The 17,429-nt window shown below is 39.2% G+C and carries 24 protein-coding genes; 2 read left to right on the top strand and 22 right to left on the bottom strand.

Going from position 1 to position 17,429, the window contains the following annotated elements:
- Positions 1-291: 291 nt before the first annotated feature.
- The 10 genes from DXB83_RS09170 to DXB83_RS09125 all read right to left on the bottom strand — a co-directional run bounded on the left by DXB83_RS09170 (position 292) and on the right by DXB83_RS09125 (position 8,092).
- A complete protein-coding gene (locus tag DXB83_RS09170; protein WP_118697491.1) occupies positions 292-1,317 on the bottom strand; it encodes a PDDEXK nuclease domain-containing protein in 1,026 nt (341 codons plus the stop codon).
- 105 nt (positions 1,318-1,422) lie between these two features.
- Positions 1,423-2,010, bottom strand: coding sequence for an MBL fold metallo-hydrolase (locus DXB83_RS09165; RefSeq protein ID WP_158581101.1), 588 nt, complete (start codon positions 2,008-2,010; stop codon positions 1,423-1,425).
- A gap of 30 nt (positions 2,011-2,040) precedes the next feature.
- The gene (locus DXB83_RS09160; protein WP_118697489.1) at positions 2,041-2,520 is read right to left on the bottom strand and encodes an MGMT family protein; all 480 of its coding nucleotides are present in this window, start codon (positions 2,518-2,520) and stop codon (positions 2,041-2,043) included.
- Positions 2,521-2,704: 184 nt separating this feature from the next.
- Positions 2,705-3,145 carry a TnpV protein gene (locus tag DXB83_RS09155; protein WP_118697488.1) on the bottom strand — a complete coding sequence of 147 codons (441 nt, stop codon included), beginning with the start codon at positions 3,143-3,145 and terminating at the stop codon, positions 2,705-2,707.
- Positions 3,146-3,154: 9 nt separating this feature from the next.
- Positions 3,155-4,669 carry a MobA/MobL family protein gene (locus DXB83_RS09150; protein WP_442857933.1) on the bottom strand — a complete coding sequence of 505 codons (1,515 nt, stop codon included), beginning with the start codon at positions 4,667-4,669 and terminating at the stop codon, positions 3,155-3,157.
- Between the two features lie 328 nt (positions 4,670-4,997).
- Positions 4,998-5,231, bottom strand: coding sequence for a complexin-2 (locus tag DXB83_RS09145; protein WP_118697486.1), 234 nt, complete (start codon positions 5,229-5,231; stop codon positions 4,998-5,000).
- A gap of 115 nt (positions 5,232-5,346) precedes the next feature.
- Positions 5,347-6,501, bottom strand: coding sequence for an AAA family ATPase (locus tag DXB83_RS09140; RefSeq protein WP_118697485.1), 1,155 nt, complete (start codon positions 6,499-6,501; stop codon positions 5,347-5,349).
- Complete coding sequence (locus tag DXB83_RS09135; RefSeq protein WP_118697484.1) at positions 6,498-6,821, bottom strand: plasmid mobilization protein; 324 nt, start codon at positions 6,819-6,821, stop codon at positions 6,498-6,500. Before DXB83_RS09135 ends, DXB83_RS09140 begins: the two co-directional genes overlap by 4 nt.
- The gene (locus DXB83_RS09130; protein WP_118697483.1) at positions 6,806-7,897 is read right to left on the bottom strand and encodes a site-specific integrase; all 1,092 of its coding nucleotides are present in this window, start codon (positions 7,895-7,897) and stop codon (positions 6,806-6,808) included. The genes DXB83_RS09135 and DXB83_RS09130 overlap by 16 nt, the downstream gene beginning before the upstream one ends.
- A 15-nt stretch (positions 7,898-7,912) precedes the next feature.
- A complete protein-coding gene (locus DXB83_RS09125) occupies positions 7,913-8,092 on the bottom strand; it encodes an HTH domain-containing protein (protein WP_118697482.1) in 180 nt (59 codons plus the stop codon).
- Positions 8,093-8,453: 361 nt separating this feature from the next.
- Between DXB83_RS09125 and DXB83_RS09115 the strand changes: the two genes are divergently transcribed.
- Entirely contained in the window at positions 8,454-9,014 is a 561-nt protein-coding gene (locus tag DXB83_RS09115) for a helix-turn-helix domain-containing protein (RefSeq protein WP_118697480.1), read from the top strand.
- Positions 9,015-9,395: 381 nt separating this feature from the next.
- Here the strand turns inward: DXB83_RS09115 and DXB83_RS09110 are convergent, their stop codons facing one another.
- The 12 genes from DXB83_RS09110 to DXB83_RS09055 form a co-directional block, all read right to left on the bottom strand.
- Positions 9,396-9,770, bottom strand: coding sequence for a hypothetical protein (locus DXB83_RS09110; protein WP_117650630.1), 375 nt, complete (start codon positions 9,768-9,770; stop codon positions 9,396-9,398).
- On the bottom strand, positions 9,763-10,347 hold the full coding sequence (locus tag DXB83_RS09105; RefSeq protein WP_117650631.1) for a hypothetical protein: 585 nt from the start codon (positions 10,345-10,347) through the stop codon (positions 9,763-9,765). The genes DXB83_RS09110 and DXB83_RS09105 overlap by 8 nt, the downstream gene beginning before the upstream one ends.
- Positions 10,348-10,349: 2 nt before the next feature.
- Entirely contained in the window at positions 10,350-10,757 is a 408-nt protein-coding gene (locus tag DXB83_RS09100; protein WP_117650632.1) for a DUF6941 family protein, read from the bottom strand.
- 152 nt (positions 10,758-10,909) lie between these two features.
- Positions 10,910-11,173: a hypothetical protein gene (locus DXB83_RS09095; RefSeq protein ID WP_117650633.1), complete on the bottom strand. Its 264-nt coding sequence runs from the start codon at positions 11,171-11,173 to the stop codon at positions 10,910-10,912.
- 123 nt (positions 11,174-11,296) lie between these two features.
- The gene (locus DXB83_RS09090) at positions 11,297-11,674 is read right to left on the bottom strand and encodes a TnpV protein (RefSeq protein ID WP_117650634.1); all 378 of its coding nucleotides are present in this window, start codon (positions 11,672-11,674) and stop codon (positions 11,297-11,299) included.
- A gap of 17 nt (positions 11,675-11,691) precedes the next feature.
- Positions 11,692-13,122: a MobA/MobL family protein gene (locus DXB83_RS09085; protein ID WP_055066095.1), complete on the bottom strand. Its 1,431-nt coding sequence runs from the start codon at positions 13,120-13,122 to the stop codon at positions 11,692-11,694.
- A 185-nt stretch (positions 13,123-13,307) separates the two neighbouring features.
- Positions 13,308-13,535 carry a hypothetical protein gene (locus DXB83_RS09080; RefSeq protein ID WP_243108892.1) on the bottom strand — a complete coding sequence of 76 codons (228 nt, stop codon included), beginning with the start codon at positions 13,533-13,535 and terminating at the stop codon, positions 13,308-13,310.
- Positions 13,536-13,644: 109 nt separating this feature from the next.
- Complete coding sequence (locus tag DXB83_RS09075; protein WP_118697479.1) at positions 13,645-13,878, bottom strand: complexin-2; 234 nt, start codon at positions 13,876-13,878, stop codon at positions 13,645-13,647.
- A gap of 104 nt (positions 13,879-13,982) precedes the next feature.
- A complete protein-coding gene (locus tag DXB83_RS09070; protein ID WP_117639242.1) occupies positions 13,983-14,963 on the bottom strand; it encodes an AAA family ATPase in 981 nt (326 codons plus the stop codon).
- A 102-nt stretch (positions 14,964-15,065) separates the two neighbouring features.
- Positions 15,066-15,443 carry a plasmid mobilization protein gene (locus tag DXB83_RS09065; RefSeq protein ID WP_004611807.1) on the bottom strand — a complete coding sequence of 126 codons (378 nt, stop codon included), beginning with the start codon at positions 15,441-15,443 and terminating at the stop codon, positions 15,066-15,068.
- A gap of 2 nt (positions 15,444-15,445) precedes the next feature.
- Positions 15,446-16,501, bottom strand: coding sequence for a site-specific integrase (locus DXB83_RS09060; RefSeq protein ID WP_055066092.1), 1,056 nt, complete (start codon positions 16,499-16,501; stop codon positions 15,446-15,448).
- Positions 16,502-16,521: 20 nt separating this feature from the next.
- Positions 16,522-16,716, bottom strand: coding sequence for an ICEBs1 excisionase (locus DXB83_RS09055; RefSeq protein WP_081017244.1), 195 nt, complete (start codon positions 16,714-16,716; stop codon positions 16,522-16,524).
- 166 nt (positions 16,717-16,882) lie between these two features.
- On the opposite strand from DXB83_RS09055, the gene DXB83_RS09050 reads away from it, so the two are divergent.
- Positions 16,883-17,425, top strand: a complete 543-nt coding sequence (locus DXB83_RS09050; RefSeq protein ID WP_117650635.1) for a helix-turn-helix domain-containing protein — start codon at positions 16,883-16,885, stop codon at positions 17,423-17,425.
- The last annotated feature ends 4 nt before the right edge of the window (positions 17,426-17,429 follow it).

Below are 17,429 nucleotides of genomic sequence, written 5' to 3'. Positions count from 1 at the left end.
ATTATGGGATATTTTTTAGGGCAACACAATCCGTCGAATTATTTTGCACTTACGTAATTTCTTGGACAAACATTATAATACATATCCTCTATTATTTTTCGTCTATCCTCGGGATTTTCAATTCTTCTAAACAAATATCCTTCGTAATTATCGTCCCATGTTGCCGGACGTACATAGCGTTCTCTCTTATTATGTAACAAATCTATAAATGTTTCCAAACTGATAATTCTATACAAATTCATTACTTCACCCGCTCTCTTGATTACATATCTATGCTGATAATCATACTGACTATTTTTCCTCAAATATTTTCAACCGTTTCGCAATCTCATCCGGATCCGGCAGCATTGCTTTCATATCTTCTGGTACTGTATTTCGCAACTGATAGGTAGCAACACCAATCGGGGCATTCGTTTGTTTCAAAGCATACTCTACAAATGTTTTGTCTTTGCTCTTACAAATAATAATACCAATAGACGGATTCTCGTCGGGTAATTTTATCTGCTCATCCAATGCGGTTAAATACAACTGCATTTTTCCAGCATATTCCGCTTCAAACTCGCCTATTTTCAATTCTATTGCAACTAAACTTCTAAGTCTGCGATGAAAAAGCAATAAATCAATATACAAATCTCTGCTTCCCACTACTAAGTGATACTGATTACCTATGAAAGTAAAATCCCCACCCATTTCTATAAGAAATGCTCTAATATTATTAACCAACTGCATTTCCAATTCATGCTCTGAATATTCCGGTGATAACTCTGCAAAATCAAATGTGTATTCATCCTTAACTGCTAATTTTGCCTGTACTCTGCGTTCTGCCGGAAGTGTCACGTCAAAATTGGTCTGATTTAATAAATATTTTTCATATGTTTGTGCTTCTACAAAATTTGTCAGCACACGCTTTGTCCAGCCATAGCGTTTTGCCATTTGAATATAAAATTCTCGTTGCAAATCATCTTTACATTTTTCCATAATGACAATATTATTGCTCCAGCTAATTTCTCGCACCAGTGGTGCGAGTTTTTCAGATTCACAATATGTCAAATAGAAATTTCGCATTCTCCATAAATTTGCTGCTGAATATCCTTTAGCTCCGGGAAATTCTTTTTGCAATTCTTTTGATAAGACTTGTACAATTGATTTTCCCCAGCCGTTTTCCTGCTGTTGTCTATAAATCTCTTCACCGATTTCCCAATATAAATTTATAGTTTCAGAATTAATCGTTTTTAACACATGATACTGTTTTTCCTGTATTAAATGCTTTAAATCATCCACCAAAGGCTCATATCCCACAATTTCATTCTTTTCCATATACCTCACCATTTCCATTTCTCGCACCAATGGTGCGATTTTCACTATCAGCTTATCGCATCAAGACATCGTTTTATACTCACAAATAAATATAGAATTTGCCGATTACAATACTACTCTTTCATTTGCGTGTGCATAAAAAATAACTTTAGGATTACGACTCATGACAATTTTCCAATCTTCTTTAAGCTCTACATTGTTATCATAAGCGTCAAGATAATCTATAGGCTCCAAATCGCCAACAAAACAAAATCCATCATCCAAAATGAGAGAAATACTATCTTTACTATGACTTGGCGTAGATAAAATTTCACCTTCAATTCCTATGCTGTGAAGAAATACTCTGCTTTCTTTACATTTAACCAAAACAGCATCTTCTTTGTTTATTGGCACATATTTCATCCGTGCATCCCTACTAAATATTTCATCAGAGAAATGAATATATTCGACTTGTGTATCAATCAGCAGAAGTTTTACACCCAGTTCCATAAGTTCGCTTATAAGACCAATATGGTCAGGATGGTAATGTGTTGCCAAAACATAAGTAATATCACTGATTTTTATGTTGTGCTCTTTAATCGCCCTATAAAATGCAGGCAATGTTCCTGCATAGTCAGTATCAACAAGCAAATTACCGTTTATTCCACGAACAAAAAATGTATTTGTATTGCCGTATTTCAACTTACTTACCACAAACACCACCTCCGCATATTCCAGTTTTGTTTACTCCAAATCTTCAAGAACACTTTCATAGTCCTTTACATAATACTTGATGTTTTTGCGTCCTTTTTGAAGAATTGTGTGTCCTTCAGCTTCCAGCTTTTCTTTCTGTGCTTCTACACCACCGGGATATTTTTCATTTAGCTCGCCATTTGCTTTTAATGTTCTCCAATATGGTGTTTCATCATTGGAGCGTTGGTAGCTTGCCCACGCAGCAATGGAAACAAAAATACCTGCTGTAATGGGCTCTGTAAAATCTGCACCATTTAGTTTTGCAAAATGCTCCCGTATTTTGCCAACAGTAATTACTCTGCCACAAGGAATTTGTTTCATTACCTTGTCATAGTCAATCGGTGGAGCAAAGTACATTTTATTTCCACCGTATTTCTCAATACTTTTTTTGTCTGTAATAATCTGAAACTTTGGCATATCTTTGCTATCATGCAACATAGCATTAAAATCCTTTTTATTTTCATTAGCCATATCTGCCACCTCCTCCTTTAAGAATAAGCATTTAAACACTTCTATGCAATGAGACAGTTTTAAAAATGATCAATAAATTTTACAGTGACTCAACCTTTTCAGTCTATTGCTCTGATTATATCATAACATCAGTTAATCCGCATTAGGATTTAATAAATGCGGAGCATTATGCCCCGCACCCTTATCACACATATATCAGCTCCCTTATTACAATCCCCTCCGCCGCACTCCGCACATTATTCATAAGTCCTACCCACTTCATCTGATCACTTGCCTTTATATCTTCCGTAATCCCTGCACCAGCTTTCATCTGCTCCACAAGAATCTCCATTCTCTGATAACATTCCTCATCAACCTCATGCAGGTACTCATTTAATTTTCCGTCCATAAGAAGCCTGATATATTCCCCTCTGCGGTGGTTTTTCAAATACTCCCACCGCATCCGTCCATATTTTCCAATCTCATAGTGCGTACCCTCCGGCAATTCTAAATCCGGATAATATAACTCATCAGCAGGAAAGGATGCTTGCATACTTTCACCTGATGAGTTAACGAGAAAGCTTGCTTTCAAGTCTGCCCCAAGTGTGTACCCTATTCCGTTTTCTCCAATAATATGCTTCTTCATAATCTGCTCCTATCTGCCACCTCTGTCATTCCTGTAATAGTGGCTCTGTCTGTTATTTTCTCGCTCCTTTACTTCCATTTGCTTCTGCTGTAACCTTGCCCTAAAGCTGTCCGACTCTGCCTTATTTCCGGTCTGTTGCTCCCACCTTGCAACTGCCGACTGATAATCATTGTACTCTGCTTTAGAAGCTCTGTATTCAACCAAGAACTCCTTTACATTCTTATAACCATATCCTTGCACAATATTTGATAAATACTGCTTCATATTGGCTATCTGCGTTTTTAACTGCTCTGCCTGTTCCTGAAGCTCCTTGCGCTGTTTTCCTTTGAAGATACCCTTTGTTCTGGCAATCTCCTTCTCAACACTTGCAAGCTGTTGCTCCCTTTGATAAATGGCTGCATTCTGCTTCTCCAGCTTGCTATAGATGTCTGCAAGTCTCAGAAACTTGGAAGCGAGCTCAGACTTCTTCGGCATTTCCGGTATCGGTTCACTTTTCGCCATCACAAGCGCATTGACTGCCCGAACTTTCATCTGCTCCGGCTCTGACTTTACAAACGTTTCCGTCACCTTATCAGCCTTTTCCAAAGCTGTTTTAAACACCTTACTAATCAGAAGCTCCAAAGCATATATAGCCGTCATAATTAGGCTTTTGAACAGTGCCGGATTCCTCCCCGACTTCTGAATGGAAACCTTTGCTTTCTGCCCGATTTCACTCTGCTTCACTTCCAAAATCTGTTTCTCCGGCACACCACTCACTAATGCCCTGTCCACCGTCTGGTTCCACATGGTACGAACCCGATTATCCGCTTCTATCTGCTCTGCTTTTGGATTGTTTTTGCCAACCTTTTTCATGGGCAGATACACACCATTCTTATCAAATACTTTCAGCTTCTCCTTATCATCCCTCACATAAATATTGATAAGGTCTGTATAGGAACGTTTTACCTCATCAAGAAAACTGTCACTCTTAAATCGGCTGTCCTTGATGGTAAAAATATTGCGCTCATACACTTCTCCCTTGGCAATAATTCTGCACCCGCTTCGAAGCTGTCCGGCTTCATCCAGTATCTCTTTTTTGGTGCGCACATGCTTTCCGGTTTCATCATAAAACATGTTCCTTGTGGCAATCTTCTCCACAGGCTCATCAAGTAGCTTTCGCTCCGAAAAGATAAGATGGATATGATAGTTGGTCTTGCGCTTGTTGTGGTGCAGGGCAGCGATACACTCCACACCGTAATTCTGTTTAAAGTGTTCCGTAAAAAGTTTCAGCAGCTTGTCCGGATCATAATCCACAAAACTTTCCGGCAGTGCAATAATCAGTTCTCTTGCTTCAATGCACTTGCCTTCCGTTCCGCTTTTCTTAAACTCCTCCTGATTGCACTTGGCAAGTTCCGTCCAAAATTTACGGTCAGTTGTTTCATAAACTGCGTACAAATTTTCCTGCCTTGCGTGACTAGAGATATAGTTAATTCTTCCTTTTAAATTTGTCAGTTTTGACATCTGTATAAATGAATTTCTTACAATAGGCATTGCCCCTTTCTTTGAAAACTGATGGCGATTATCCACTGTGAGTGGACACATAGGTGTCCGTTTACGAACTCATTGCCGTATCTGGCATGGACACAAATGCGACAGCATTTGTAAGGGCAGCTATGCTGACCTTTGCCCCCTGCAAGGGCGAAATACACAGAGTACAAATCGAAGATTTGTGCGATGGGTGTATTTCGCTCTCAAACGCCGAGGGCTTGTGAGAGAAGTCCGGCTCCTGCCATTTGTTCCCTCACACAGCTTTTTCCTTAACCATATTTACAGGAGCGTGCCACGCTCCCGTCTACACACCGAAGGGAAAAATCTACCACCTGAAATCCCGATGCATTCCTACCTTTTCCAGATACTCCTGCCGTGCCTTTTCCCGTTCTTCCTCGGTTGGTGCCGTTTTATATTTTGTATATAAATCCCGCCTTACCATAGCTTCCAGTTTGTCCTCCAAGCCTTTCTTAATCTCCGGTAAAACATCATCTATTTCCACCAAGTGATACTTCAAAAGTGCGAAGAACAGTTCCTCTGAAATCTGTATGTTTTTCAATCTATCAATCCATCCTTTCGATCATCTTCCGTGACGGTCGTGACGATGGTGACGATATTTTCTATACCGTACCTGATACCTAAAATACCGTCACAACCGTCACATATCGTCACGCTTACTCTTTTATAAGTTCCAGCTTTATCATCCGTCCGCTATGCCCTCTGCTGCTTGCGTAACGGATTCCATAATCCACAAACAACCTCTCTGCACCAACGTTCAGTTTTCTTGTCAGAACATTTGGTTGCATATCCATCTCCGGCAAAAGCTGTAACAATTCCGAAGCGGTTCCGCTCCATTGTGGCTGTTCCTCTGATACCACCTTTACAATCGCTTCCAGCACCGGATCAGCAGGCTCTTTCCAAAGCTCCGTTTCTGCTTTTGTCAGCTTCCACACACACTGTTCTCTGTCAAAATCGAGAAGCAGTCGCTGGTCTTGCTGGTCACGCCCTGCCACCTCTAAAACCGCCTTATTATCCGTCCTCTTTTCCTTCTGCATCACAAATGCTCCGTCCGCCGCTCCAAGCAGTCCGTTTGTGCCGGAAATCATATCAAAGCTGTCAGAAGACTCCATCTTTCTTGTGTGGTGTACCACCAGCAGACAGATACCATGCTTATCACTAAAGGCTTTCAGCTTGGTTACAATCTCATAATCACTGGCATAGCTGAATTTATCTCCACCAACTTCCCTTACCTTCTGCAAGGTATCAATGATAATCAGCCTTGCGTCCGTATGCACCTTTACAAACTGATTAAGCTGTTCTTCCAATCCCTCATTCAGAGTTTTGGACTGTGTGGCAAAGTAGAAATTCTCACTGCATTCCATACCAAACATCCTTGATAAACGCTTCTGCAATCTTGCATAATCATCCTCTAATGCCAGATACAAAACCGTGCCCTTCCGCACCGGATAATCCCACAAATCAAGCCCCATGCTTACATGGTAGCCGAGCTGTGCCATAAAGAAGGATTTTCCTACCTTTGGTGCGCCCACAAATAGATAAGTACCTGCATAGATCAGTCCGTCCACAATCGGTATCTTGGGTGGATAAGCAGTATCGTAAAGTTCTGTCATGGATACTGTCTCTAATCCATCAATCCTATCTCTTTTCTCTGCCGTAACTTCCGCACCGGAACCACGATTATTTGTGGCTTGCAGATTGCCCTTATCGGGCAAATCTGCTATACTTTCCTTGTTAGTTTTACATAGTGACTGCTTCCCATCTGCGCCAACAGATGGAACCGGAGCAGTCGCTTTTTCTTTTACACTCATTCACTCTCTCCTCTCAATCCATTCATGGTTTCCGCTATCAGTTGGATTGTGTAAAGCAATTCATCATTTGCTTCACTGCAACGCTCCAGACGTTTCAATTCCTCATAAATATCTGCCATCTGATTGCGCAGTGCCTTATACACTCTGGGACTCCCCTGTACCACCACATCCCGGCACTGCAACCGCCTTATGATATAGTCCTGCTTGGTTAATCCAGATAAAGCTACTTGCGTATCAATGAGCTTCGCTTCTTCCTCGGATACCCGAAATGCTACGGTCTTGTTTCTCCATCTGCCCTTGTAATCTAAGTTCTTGTCCATGCTTCTTCTCCTTCCTTTCTCTCCACATCCAGTTTATCTGCCATTTCCGTCTGCTTTGTCGGGAATAAATGTGCATACCGGTAAGTAATATCAATACTTTCATGTCCTACCCTTTCCGCAATCGCCAAAGCAGAAAATCCCATCTCAATCAAAAGTGAAATCGCACTGTGACGAAGATCATGGATGCGGATACGCTTGACTCCTGCAACCTTTGCCCCTCTGTCCATCTCATGGTGCAGATACGACTTGGTAATCTGGAACAGCCTTTCATCCTCCCCAATCTCATACAGCATACCAATATACTCTTGCATTTCCTCACACAAAAACTTCGGCATTTTAATTGTCCGGTTACTTTTCTTGGTTTTCGGTGTGGTAATCACATCCCTGCCATTCAACCGCTGATAGGACTTATTGATGGTCAGCTCCTGACGCTCGAAATTAAAGTCCTTTGGTGTAAAGGCAAGCAGCTCCCCACACCGGATTCCCGTCCAGTAGAGCATTTCAAACGCATAATAGGAAACAGGCTTATCCATCATCACATCCGCAAATTTCAGATATTCCTCTTTCGTCCAGAACAGCATTTCCTTGTGTTCCTCGCTTCCCATCGATCCGGCTCTCTGGGCCGGATTGGAAGGCAAATGATAATATCTTACTGCATGATTAAAAATGGCACTGAGCTGGCTGTGGATGGTTTTAAGGTAAGTTGGGGAATACACTTCCCCATTCTCTCCCTTATAGGCAAGAAGCTCATTCTGCCAGGCAATCACATCCTTTGGCTCAATCTCCGCAATCTTACGCTCCCCGAAATAAGGAAGTATCTTGGTACGGATAATATGGCTTTTGGACTCCCATGTGTTCTCCTTTACCCGTTTTTTCTTGTCGGCTTCATAAATCTCAAAGAAGCTGGCAAAAGTCATATCCAGCTTTGACTCACTTTTTAACATCACCTCCCTCTCCCATGCTTGTGCTTCTCGTTTGGTTGCAAAACCACGTTTCTGTGTCTGTTTCCGCTCTCCCTTATAATTGGTATAGCGGTAAATGACACGCCATTTGTCACCATCTTTATATACAGCCATAACATCATCTCCTCTCTATTCGCTGTAACATAACTTCTTGCGAAAGAAGTTGGTATTCACTCTTCCGGTAACTGTCAAATACCCAAGCTTCTGCATTTCCGCATTCAGCTCTCTGACAACCTTGTATGCATAGGACTTGGAAACATTAAGCTCCTTTGCCACTTCATCCACCGTCATAAAGTTCTTATTCTCCATGTGGATTCCCCCTTTCTTCAAAATTTTGTTTACCGCTCTCCCTTACACCTTCCTGACAGGTTGCCTTGTGTGGTACTTTGTCGTGTTTCCATCCCTTCGTACGCTCACTTTCGGTCATCGCATATTTTTCCGGATGGTATCTGCTCGGATGGTCATTCAGTTTTAACTTAACTTTTTTGTTTAAGTCTCTGTTTTGCATAATACTAAACATTTTCCGTTAAGTCAAGTGGTTTACAGAAAAATCTTAAACATTTTTATTTAAGTTCTTCTTGCTATCCTCATTAACACATGCTATACTCTACTTAAACGTTTCTGTTTTACTTAACAGATAAATGGCAACAACATGACAGGAGGTATTACTATGGCAATCGGGCAACGAATTCGATTTTTCCGTAACAGAAAAGGCATGACACAAAAGCAGCTTGGAGAAGTCCTCGGCTTTCTTGGCAAGACTTCTGATGTCCGTATGGCACAATATGAATCAGAATCAAGAGTACCCAAGCATGATCTCGTAAAAGAAATGGCTGGTATCTTTGATGTCAGCACCCATGCACTTACCGTACCGGATATAGATACCTACATCGGTCTTATGCATACCTTTTTCGCATTGGAAGATATGTATGGACTGAAAATTGACGAAATGGATGGTGAAGTAGTCTTACGTCTGGATAAGTCCGACTATTCTACCTATTCCTCAATGGATAAAATGCTCCGTGCATGGCTCGCCGAAGCTAAAAAGCTGGAGAATGGCGAAAGCACCAAAGAGGAATATGATAACTGGCGTTATAAATATCCGGAACTAGATACACACCAAATCCGTGCTAAGGTTCCTTCACAAGAAATCAGCGATATGCTTCTCGCCGGATTAAAAGAAATGGAAAACGAAGAAAAGAAAGAAATCAAACGCAAAAAGAAAAAATAAGCATGAAAAAACCTTACCAATTTTCAGTTGTCATATCTGAAAATCAGTAAGGTTTTCTTATGCTCATAAAGTAATCTTATTCATTGAATAAGGAAAAACTGTTGCCAAATCGTTGCCAATACTTAAGCAAATTTGTTTGGAAGTTGCATAAATACTGGGTCCTTTTGGCGTTCTACCTTATTCAAACTCGGGTGCGGATAAGATAACCTAGGCACTTTTTAGTATACATTTATGTTGTTTTATGTTCATATTCTCTTAATTCTATCTGATTTTTTTCTCGTACCAAATTATTAGAGCCAAAATAGAGCCATACAGTATTTTTATATTAAAATCTTCCCCAAGAAAAAACAGAGTATATTTAAAATGCTCAAATATACTCTGTTACTTTTCATAATATTCAATTTTTGCCCTCTCCGCTAACTTTTTCCTCTGACTTTTACTTAGCAAAGGAACTTCCTCGCTTCCATGAATTTCCGAATGATGCTCACTTCTTTTACTTGGTTTATACTTAATTACTGCATCTACATCTCTGCACTGTTCAACTGTAAGCGATATAATACAGCCATGAAAAAATTTGCGCATCTCTTCTATTACATTCTCATCTTCTCTAAAATCCCCTCTTTCAACAGATAAGCCCTGTTTGTCCGTGAATGCAGCCGATGAAACAGTTCCATCTTTTCGCCAAAACATTTGCATATAAGATTCTGGAAAAACTGCTCTATATAATTTCTCACAATTAGGAAATGTGTTATCCATAGAAACTATTCACCACCTTAGCAATAGCTTCTACATCAGCTTCTATTGAGGAATATTTTTCTTGACCGTCACTACTGACTTCAAACACTTCCCATGTATCTTCTAAATTTATTTCAATTTCCAAATATGCACCGTTTTCTTTTTCATATTCAAATTGTACGGAATCACACGCTGTTGGAAATAACTCCGGCTGAACATCTAACGCAGTAATTATTCTTCTTACCATGGAAATCAATTGCTTTTCAAAAGCCCTCGCCGTGTTGCCGTTCCATCCATCTTCTAAATATGCAATTTGATCTAATTTTTTTAAATTAAATATTTTTTCTTCGTTCATAACTACATTTTCAACACTCAAATCTTTTGCCTTATACATATAATATCCAGGTAAAGAATAATTCATACCCTTTTTTATCGTATAAGTTTGGCATATCTCTGCTGTATCAGAACGAATAATCTCTGTATATTTATCTGTCAAGCAATTTGCTTCAACTGTTGAAACGCTGTTTCCCGATATCAACAAACTTACAAACAGTGCGCCTCCTATTGCAGTTCCACGTGTTCGGTTTATCGCCATCATCATTATTCACCTACTATCACTTGTATCTTGTATTCCCCTAATTCAATATTATTAAATATTACTTTGGTAGAATATAAACCTGCTTCTCTAAACACCAAATTTCTTATATCAATATTAAATTGCATACTAGCTATTCCACTTGGCTTGATTTGTTCTGTTGGCAATTGAAAATTGACATCACCCGTATCATACAACACATTATTACTTGGATCTAAAAACATTATTTTAACACTATTTTCTTTCGATGTGTCAAATCCCGCAATACTACATGCAATAGCAAACGAAAAGTTGCCCGGTATTGCAATTGGTGTTAATACTTGCAATGGTTTAACAATCTGCTGCTGCGGACCTTGTGGTGTCATTTCTGTCTGTATTGTATCACAATATGTAAATGATGAAATATACTCCATATCCAAACTCCTTTCATTTTTAACAACACTTCCTCATGTTTATTATAAAATAGATTTTATATTTTTACAAATAAATTTTTCCATAGATTAAATCGCTAATTAAAATACTTTTATCTTTCATAATCCATCTCCTCTACCAACTGGGATTTGATTTATATTGCTTTCAATACTATTTCAAGTATCAATGTCAAAATACAAATCAGTAAAATAGAAATCATTAAAATAACAGTTTTAATTGGTATAATATGCTGAAAGACTACCATAGTCCCTACTAATAATACAGCCGTCCCCTCAATTCTCGAATGTAAATTTATCTTTTTTACACCGTCATACTTTTTTATAAAAGGAAGTTTCCCTTTAATAAGACTATATAGACCTAAAATGCACATTATAGTACCAATCATTACACCTGCCATATCGTCCACCTCCTCGACTATTTAGAATTTATTTCTTTTCATCCCTAATTATACAACAACTCCCTTCATTGTAAAGTAAAAATCACGCCGTTTCCAGACTTGCTTTCCACCATATCCCCTTCTCTATTGATAAATTATTTCTTTATCCACAATCTCCCTTGCACACGATTGTATATTGTTCATTCTCCCTACCCATTTCATCTGATTTTCTGCCTTTAACTGTTCCGTGATCCCATGTGCCTGTTTCATCTGCTCTACAATCCTTTCAAAGCGTTCCTGTGCCTCTTCTTCTATATCAGCCAAATAATCATTCAGTTTTCCACTTGTAAGTAAATTCAAATATACACTCCTGCGATATTCTTTCAGATAGCGTAAATGTCTTTGTCCCCATACGCCTATAAATCTTTGTTCTTCTTCCTCCAGCAAGGTAAGACAGGGGATAAAATAATCCCCTTGTCTGATATAAATTCCTCCCATTTCTTCAAATATTGTTTTTTTCATAATCGTTTCCACCTTTCTTATCGTTCTCTATCCATAGATTTTTTCTTAACTGACCGTTTCGGCTGCTGTCTGCCTTCCTGCTGATAGCGGTGTAGTTTTTCCAGTACACTTGCTTTTTTCGGCTGTTCTAACGGATTTTCTTTCTTCTGCTCCGTCTGATTTTTCCATGCTCGCAGTTCTTCATTGTATTCCATAATCAGTTTTTCTGCCTTGTTATAGACCTTCTGAAATGATTGCACATTTGGATACCCTTCACGTTTTACGATCTGCTCCATACTCCTGTGCAGACGCTTTTCCAAATCCTCTAACAGTTCAATTCGCCCTTCCAGAGATTTTCGCTCTTTGCCTTTAAAGAACCCTCGTAACTCTGACAGTTGCTTTTTCAAAGAAGAAATATCCTGCTGTGTGCGTTTTATCTCCATGGACTGTCTCTGCAATTCATACATAACCTTCTGCATATCTTTCCACTCCTGTAAATCAATCTTTGACACAGGTTTTGGCGGTAGTTTAAATTTGAAAATTACTTCCTGTAAAAAGTCTTTCGCACCTCGGATAATCAGACGGAACATATCCGGCAGCCAACCGTGTTTCCTAATAGATTGCAAGGTTTTGTCTGTGATTTTTTCCTGCTTGATTTTCAAAATATCCTTTTCAGGAACACCCTCGACTAATGCCACATCAACTGTCCGATTCCATTCCTGCCTTGCCGCATTGTCTGCCTTTATCTCCTCTGCCTTCGGATTGTTCTTTCCGATTTTCTTCGTTGCTAGATAAACACCTCCCTGCTGGAATACAGAAAGTTTTTCTGATTCTTCTTTTACATAGCAGTTAATTGTATCCGTAAACAGTTCCTTCACTTCTTTAGTAAATGATTTGTCCTTAAACCATTCCTCTTTTTTTGTGAAGATATGACTTTCATAAACTTCCCCTTTCGAGATAATGCTGCACCCTGCTCGGATATTTCCCTGCTCGTCTAAAATCTCTTTTTTCGTGCGTCTATGTTTTCCCTGCTCATCATAAAACATATTTCGAGTGGCAATCTTCACTTCAGGCTGCTCCAACATTTTCCGTTCGCTGAATACCAGATGGATATGATAATTCGTTTTTGTCTTGTTATGATGAAGGGCGGCACTACACTCCATACCATATCTTTTATGGAAAGTTTCCGTAAAAAGTCTTACCACATCACCTGCCCTGTACTGAACAAAACTTTCGGGAAGTGCAATAATAAACTCACGCCCTTCGATACATTTCCCTGCCGATCCGCTCGCCTTAAAATCCAACTGATTTTCTCTTGCAAGATTTTTCCAAAACTCCGGTGTTGCCCCTTCTGTCTGATAGGTCTCATAGAGATACTCCTGTCGTTTCGGATTGGAGATATAATCAATACGCCCTGCCACATCGGACAGCTTACTTTGTCTGATAAATGAATGTCTGCCTATAAGCATCCTCCTTCCCTGCCTCTCGCCAGCTTTGCTGTGAGTAGGTGCATAGGCACCTGTTTACGAACTTATCCGCCTGTTGGCGGTACAGCTCCCGGCAGGGCGAAATACACAGAGCATAAACAAAGTTTGTGCGATGGGTGTATTTCGCTCTCAAGCGCCGAGGGCTTGTTTTGTTTAACAAAATCCGATTACTTCTCGGACTTACGCTTATATTTATGGGCGTATCCGCCCTTTTGATCTGCCCATATTCGGGCTGCTTTTTCTATGACTGACAGCAGATGTTCTACGGTACTTTCTTCCCATCCGGCAAGCCATATCAGAGTTTTTTCCTCTGCTTTTGTCAGTTCCACGTCTGCCAGTACCTTGTTCATTTTTTGTATCTGTCTGCCCTCCATCTCATAAAATAAAGCATTCACATTTCTGCTTTCTCTTTCCGGCTGCTTCAACATCCGCAACACTCCTTTCCTGCCTTATCTGTTATTTACAGGTGCGTGTGACGCTCCTGTTTCTATCATCAAAGAAGAATTACCACCGGAATTTCTCCGGCACTCCTCGTTTGTCCAGATATTCTTTTCTCGCCTGTTCCCGTTCTTCCTCTGTGGGCGCAGTTTTGTATTTTGAATATAAATCTCTCATTACCAAAGCATCCAATTTCGCTTCTAATCCTTGTTTTATACTTGGTAAATTTTCTTCCATATCCAGCAAATGAAATTTTACAAGTTCCCTAAATAACTGCTCCGGTATCTGTATTTGTTTCATACGCTCTCCTTTCCAACTCCGCAACAATGCAATGTCTTTAGTTTTTGCAACCTTACATTTACGTCTCTGCAATTTCTATACACTCTGCATTGTTGCGTTCTTATCTACGGTTTCACGATTTCATCAAGTTTCCAATACCATGATTCTCCAATCCGTTTTCCTTTAATACCCAACTCTTTTTTCGCATTTTCCAATGTTCGTTTTGAAATTCCTTTTTCTTCGGCAAGGTTAACAATATCCTCACTTTTTACCACGCTGTTTGTTTCTGCCAATTCATAAATGAGTTGTTTTGCCCGCTCCTTTTTATTTGCTTTCGGGGTGATTCCTCCCAACAATTCGTCTGCCGTAATTTCATAATCGCCCAGCCAATGAAAGCCTTCTTCCGTCAGTTCAAATGCCTTTGAATGTCCGAATGCGGCAAGGTTATTCTTTATCTGCACAACTGCTCTTGTATTTTTCTGTCCCTCTATTCTGCCGACTAAAAGAACGCTTCTTGCTACTGCAAAAAAGTCAATCGAACCCATTCCTCGATATGCCGCCTTGTTTCCGGCAGCCTTATTCATATGACCAATTAGGATAATCGCGCACTTATACTTCTCTGCTAAAAGTCCTAATTTCTTAGTCATATCTCTTGCTTCATTTGCCCGGTTCATATCCATTCCGCCACCCAGATAGGCTTGTATCGGGTCTAAAATAAGTAATCGTGCATTGGTTTGAACAATCGCCTGTTCCAAACGTTCATCTATCATAGAAAGAGATTTTTCGCTTTCGTCAATAACCATAATTTTCTCACAATCAGCATCTGCCACTTCAAGTCTTGGCTTAACTGTATCTGCTAATCCATCCTCGGCAGTCTGATAAATAATATTCATAGGCTCTGATACCTGCATATCTTCATCAAGTCCGATACCCTTTGATAATTTGGCTGCAAGATTCAATACAAGTGTTGTTTTTCCATCTCCCGGATCGCCTTGAATAATTGTCAATTTCCCATAAGGGATAAACGGATACCACAACCATTCAATTTCCTGCGATTGAATATCTGCCATATTGATAATTTTTAATTCAATTTTCTGTTCTTCCATAAAGTCCTCCATTCAAAAATTCTGTTGTTTCTGCGGAGAACCTCTGTTATACTGATTTTGTAAATATCTTGATAACAAAGGTTATCCGATTTTTCGTAAGTCCTAACAGTTGCCGCTGTCAGGACTTTTTTCAGTTCCCTGCCAAAGATACTTTGCTCCGTCTAACATCCATATAATGGCTTTCAGCATATCCAGACAGTCATTTTTCATCTGCTCCAATCCTTCGTCTGATAACAGGATTTCCTGCTCTTCAAATTGCTTTAGGATTTCCGCAATGTTGTACTGCATAAGTTGTAATTCCTCAACCAGTTGATATATCACTTCTTTTTTCCCGACTACGCACACTTTGTTATAAATGCAGGAACGTACAAAATAATCTTTTTTCTGCATACCGCTCGCTTTGATTTTTGCTTCTATTTCGTCCCTCTCTCTTGGGGAAATACGAAAACTGATTGTTGGGTATTTGTGTACTCCGCTCATAGCTACTCCTCTCCATTGGCAATTTCCAACTTCTCTGCCAATTCTGCTTGTTTATTGGGATACAAATGTGAGTATGTGTTCAAGGTAGTCTCAATCTTCTCATGCCCCAACCGTTCTGCAATCGCCAATGGCTGAAATCCCATTTCAACCAACAATGACGCATGAGAATGTCTTAAATCATGCAGACGGATACGTCTAACACCTGTTTCTTTTATCCCCCGAACCATTTCATGTTCCATGAATGATTTTGTAAATCGAAACATTCTTTCATTTGCCGTTATTCCATACAACATACTGCAATATTCTTTTAATTCTTCCGCTAAAAATGGCGGAATAGATATTTGACGATTGCTTTTCGGAGTCTTCGGCGGCGTGATCATATCCTTACCGTTCAAACGCTGATATGACTTGTTAATCGTGATACAACGTTTTTCTAAGTCTATATCTTCATAAGTTAAAGCAAGCAATTCTCCAATTCTCATACCAGTCCAATATAAGAGCAGGAATGCCATTCTTGCTTCAGGCTTACTATCCATAGATGGCAAGAACTCTTTGAACTCCTGTTTTGTCCAAAAATCCATTTCATCAGCCTTGCTCTTTCCGATACTTCCTGCTTTTCTGCAAGGATTATCACGCAGATCATAATAGCGTACAGCATAATTAAAAAGCGCTGCCAACTGATTGTTAATACTTTTCAGATAAGTCGGAGCATATCCCTTTTTAATCAACTCATTCTGCCATGCTCTGATATCTGAAGTTTGAATTTCACACATTTTCTTATGTTTGAAATACGGAGTTACTTTCAAGTCAAACACATATCGCTTATTAATAATCGTGCTTTCCCGTAAACGGTTCTCCATATCCGCAAAATAAATTTCTACAAAATTCTCAAAACTGATATCCAGATTCTTCTGCTGTTGCTGAAGAAAGTTTCTTTCCCATTCATCTGCTTCTCCTTTTGTCTTAAAACCTCGTTTGTTCTTTTTGCGGCGTACTCCCTGCCAGTCTTTATAATAAAACTGACTGCGCCATAATTTTCCGTCTCTTGTTGCCGGCATATCTTCATCCCCTCTTTCTTCTAAACAACCATTCCATAATATTTTTCCTGAAAATACTTTCTTGGCACTTTCCCTGAAATCACTCGAAATCCCTTTGCTTTCAACTCATCATTCAGTCCTCGAATAACTTTATATGCATACCCTCTAGATACTCCGAGTAATTCAGCAACTTCATCTGCGGTAATATACATTTTCATCGTATTCTCCATATTCATTTCTCCTTTCCTCTTTAATCTTAGTACACTTTTGTGTTCCTTGTAATTCGTATTATATAGTACACATTTGTGTTCGTCAAGTATTTTTCATAAATTTTTATACACAAATGTGTCCCAATGTGCTAAACTATCTCTATACCCACAAAGCACAAAAAGGAGAAACACTATGACTGTCGGAGAAAAAATCAAATATTATCGGAATATACGTGGAATATCACAAGAAATGTTGGGAAATCTTTCCGGCATAAATCCGGCTACTATCAAAAAGTATGAGTATGGTATTCGCAATCCAAAGCCGGATCAATTACTGAAAATCACAAACGCTCTTGGCATCAGCATTAATCTATTCATGGATTTTGATATAGAAACTGTATCTGATGTACTTTCTTTACTGTTTAAATTAGATGAGCAAGTAGATATGAAATTTGAAGCAGAAAGAGATGAAAATGGAGAGTTTATCCCTTCTACTGTGAAATTTTCTTTTCAGAACGCTGCTATCAACAATAAACTTTGCACCTATCTTAAAGCAAAGCAAATAAAAGAAAATCTGGAAAACTCCAAGAATAAATTGAGTGCCGAAGATAATTATGCAGAAACTATCACTGAGATTGAGCAGAACATAGAAGATATAAAAAATCATCTAGTAGATGATAATATGGTTGTCAAAAAAGGAACCAACAGAATTACTGTAAAAGTATTTCCACAATAGATAT

Origin of the sequence: Blautia sp. OM06-15AC, assembly GCF_003481425.1 — a bacterium.
Lineage (GTDB): Bacteria > Bacillota > Clostridia > Lachnospirales > Lachnospiraceae > Fusicatenibacter > Fusicatenibacter saccharivorans.
The sequence above is the reverse complement of the archived record's forward strand: the minus strand, read 5'-3'. Positions and strand labels throughout refer to the sequence as shown.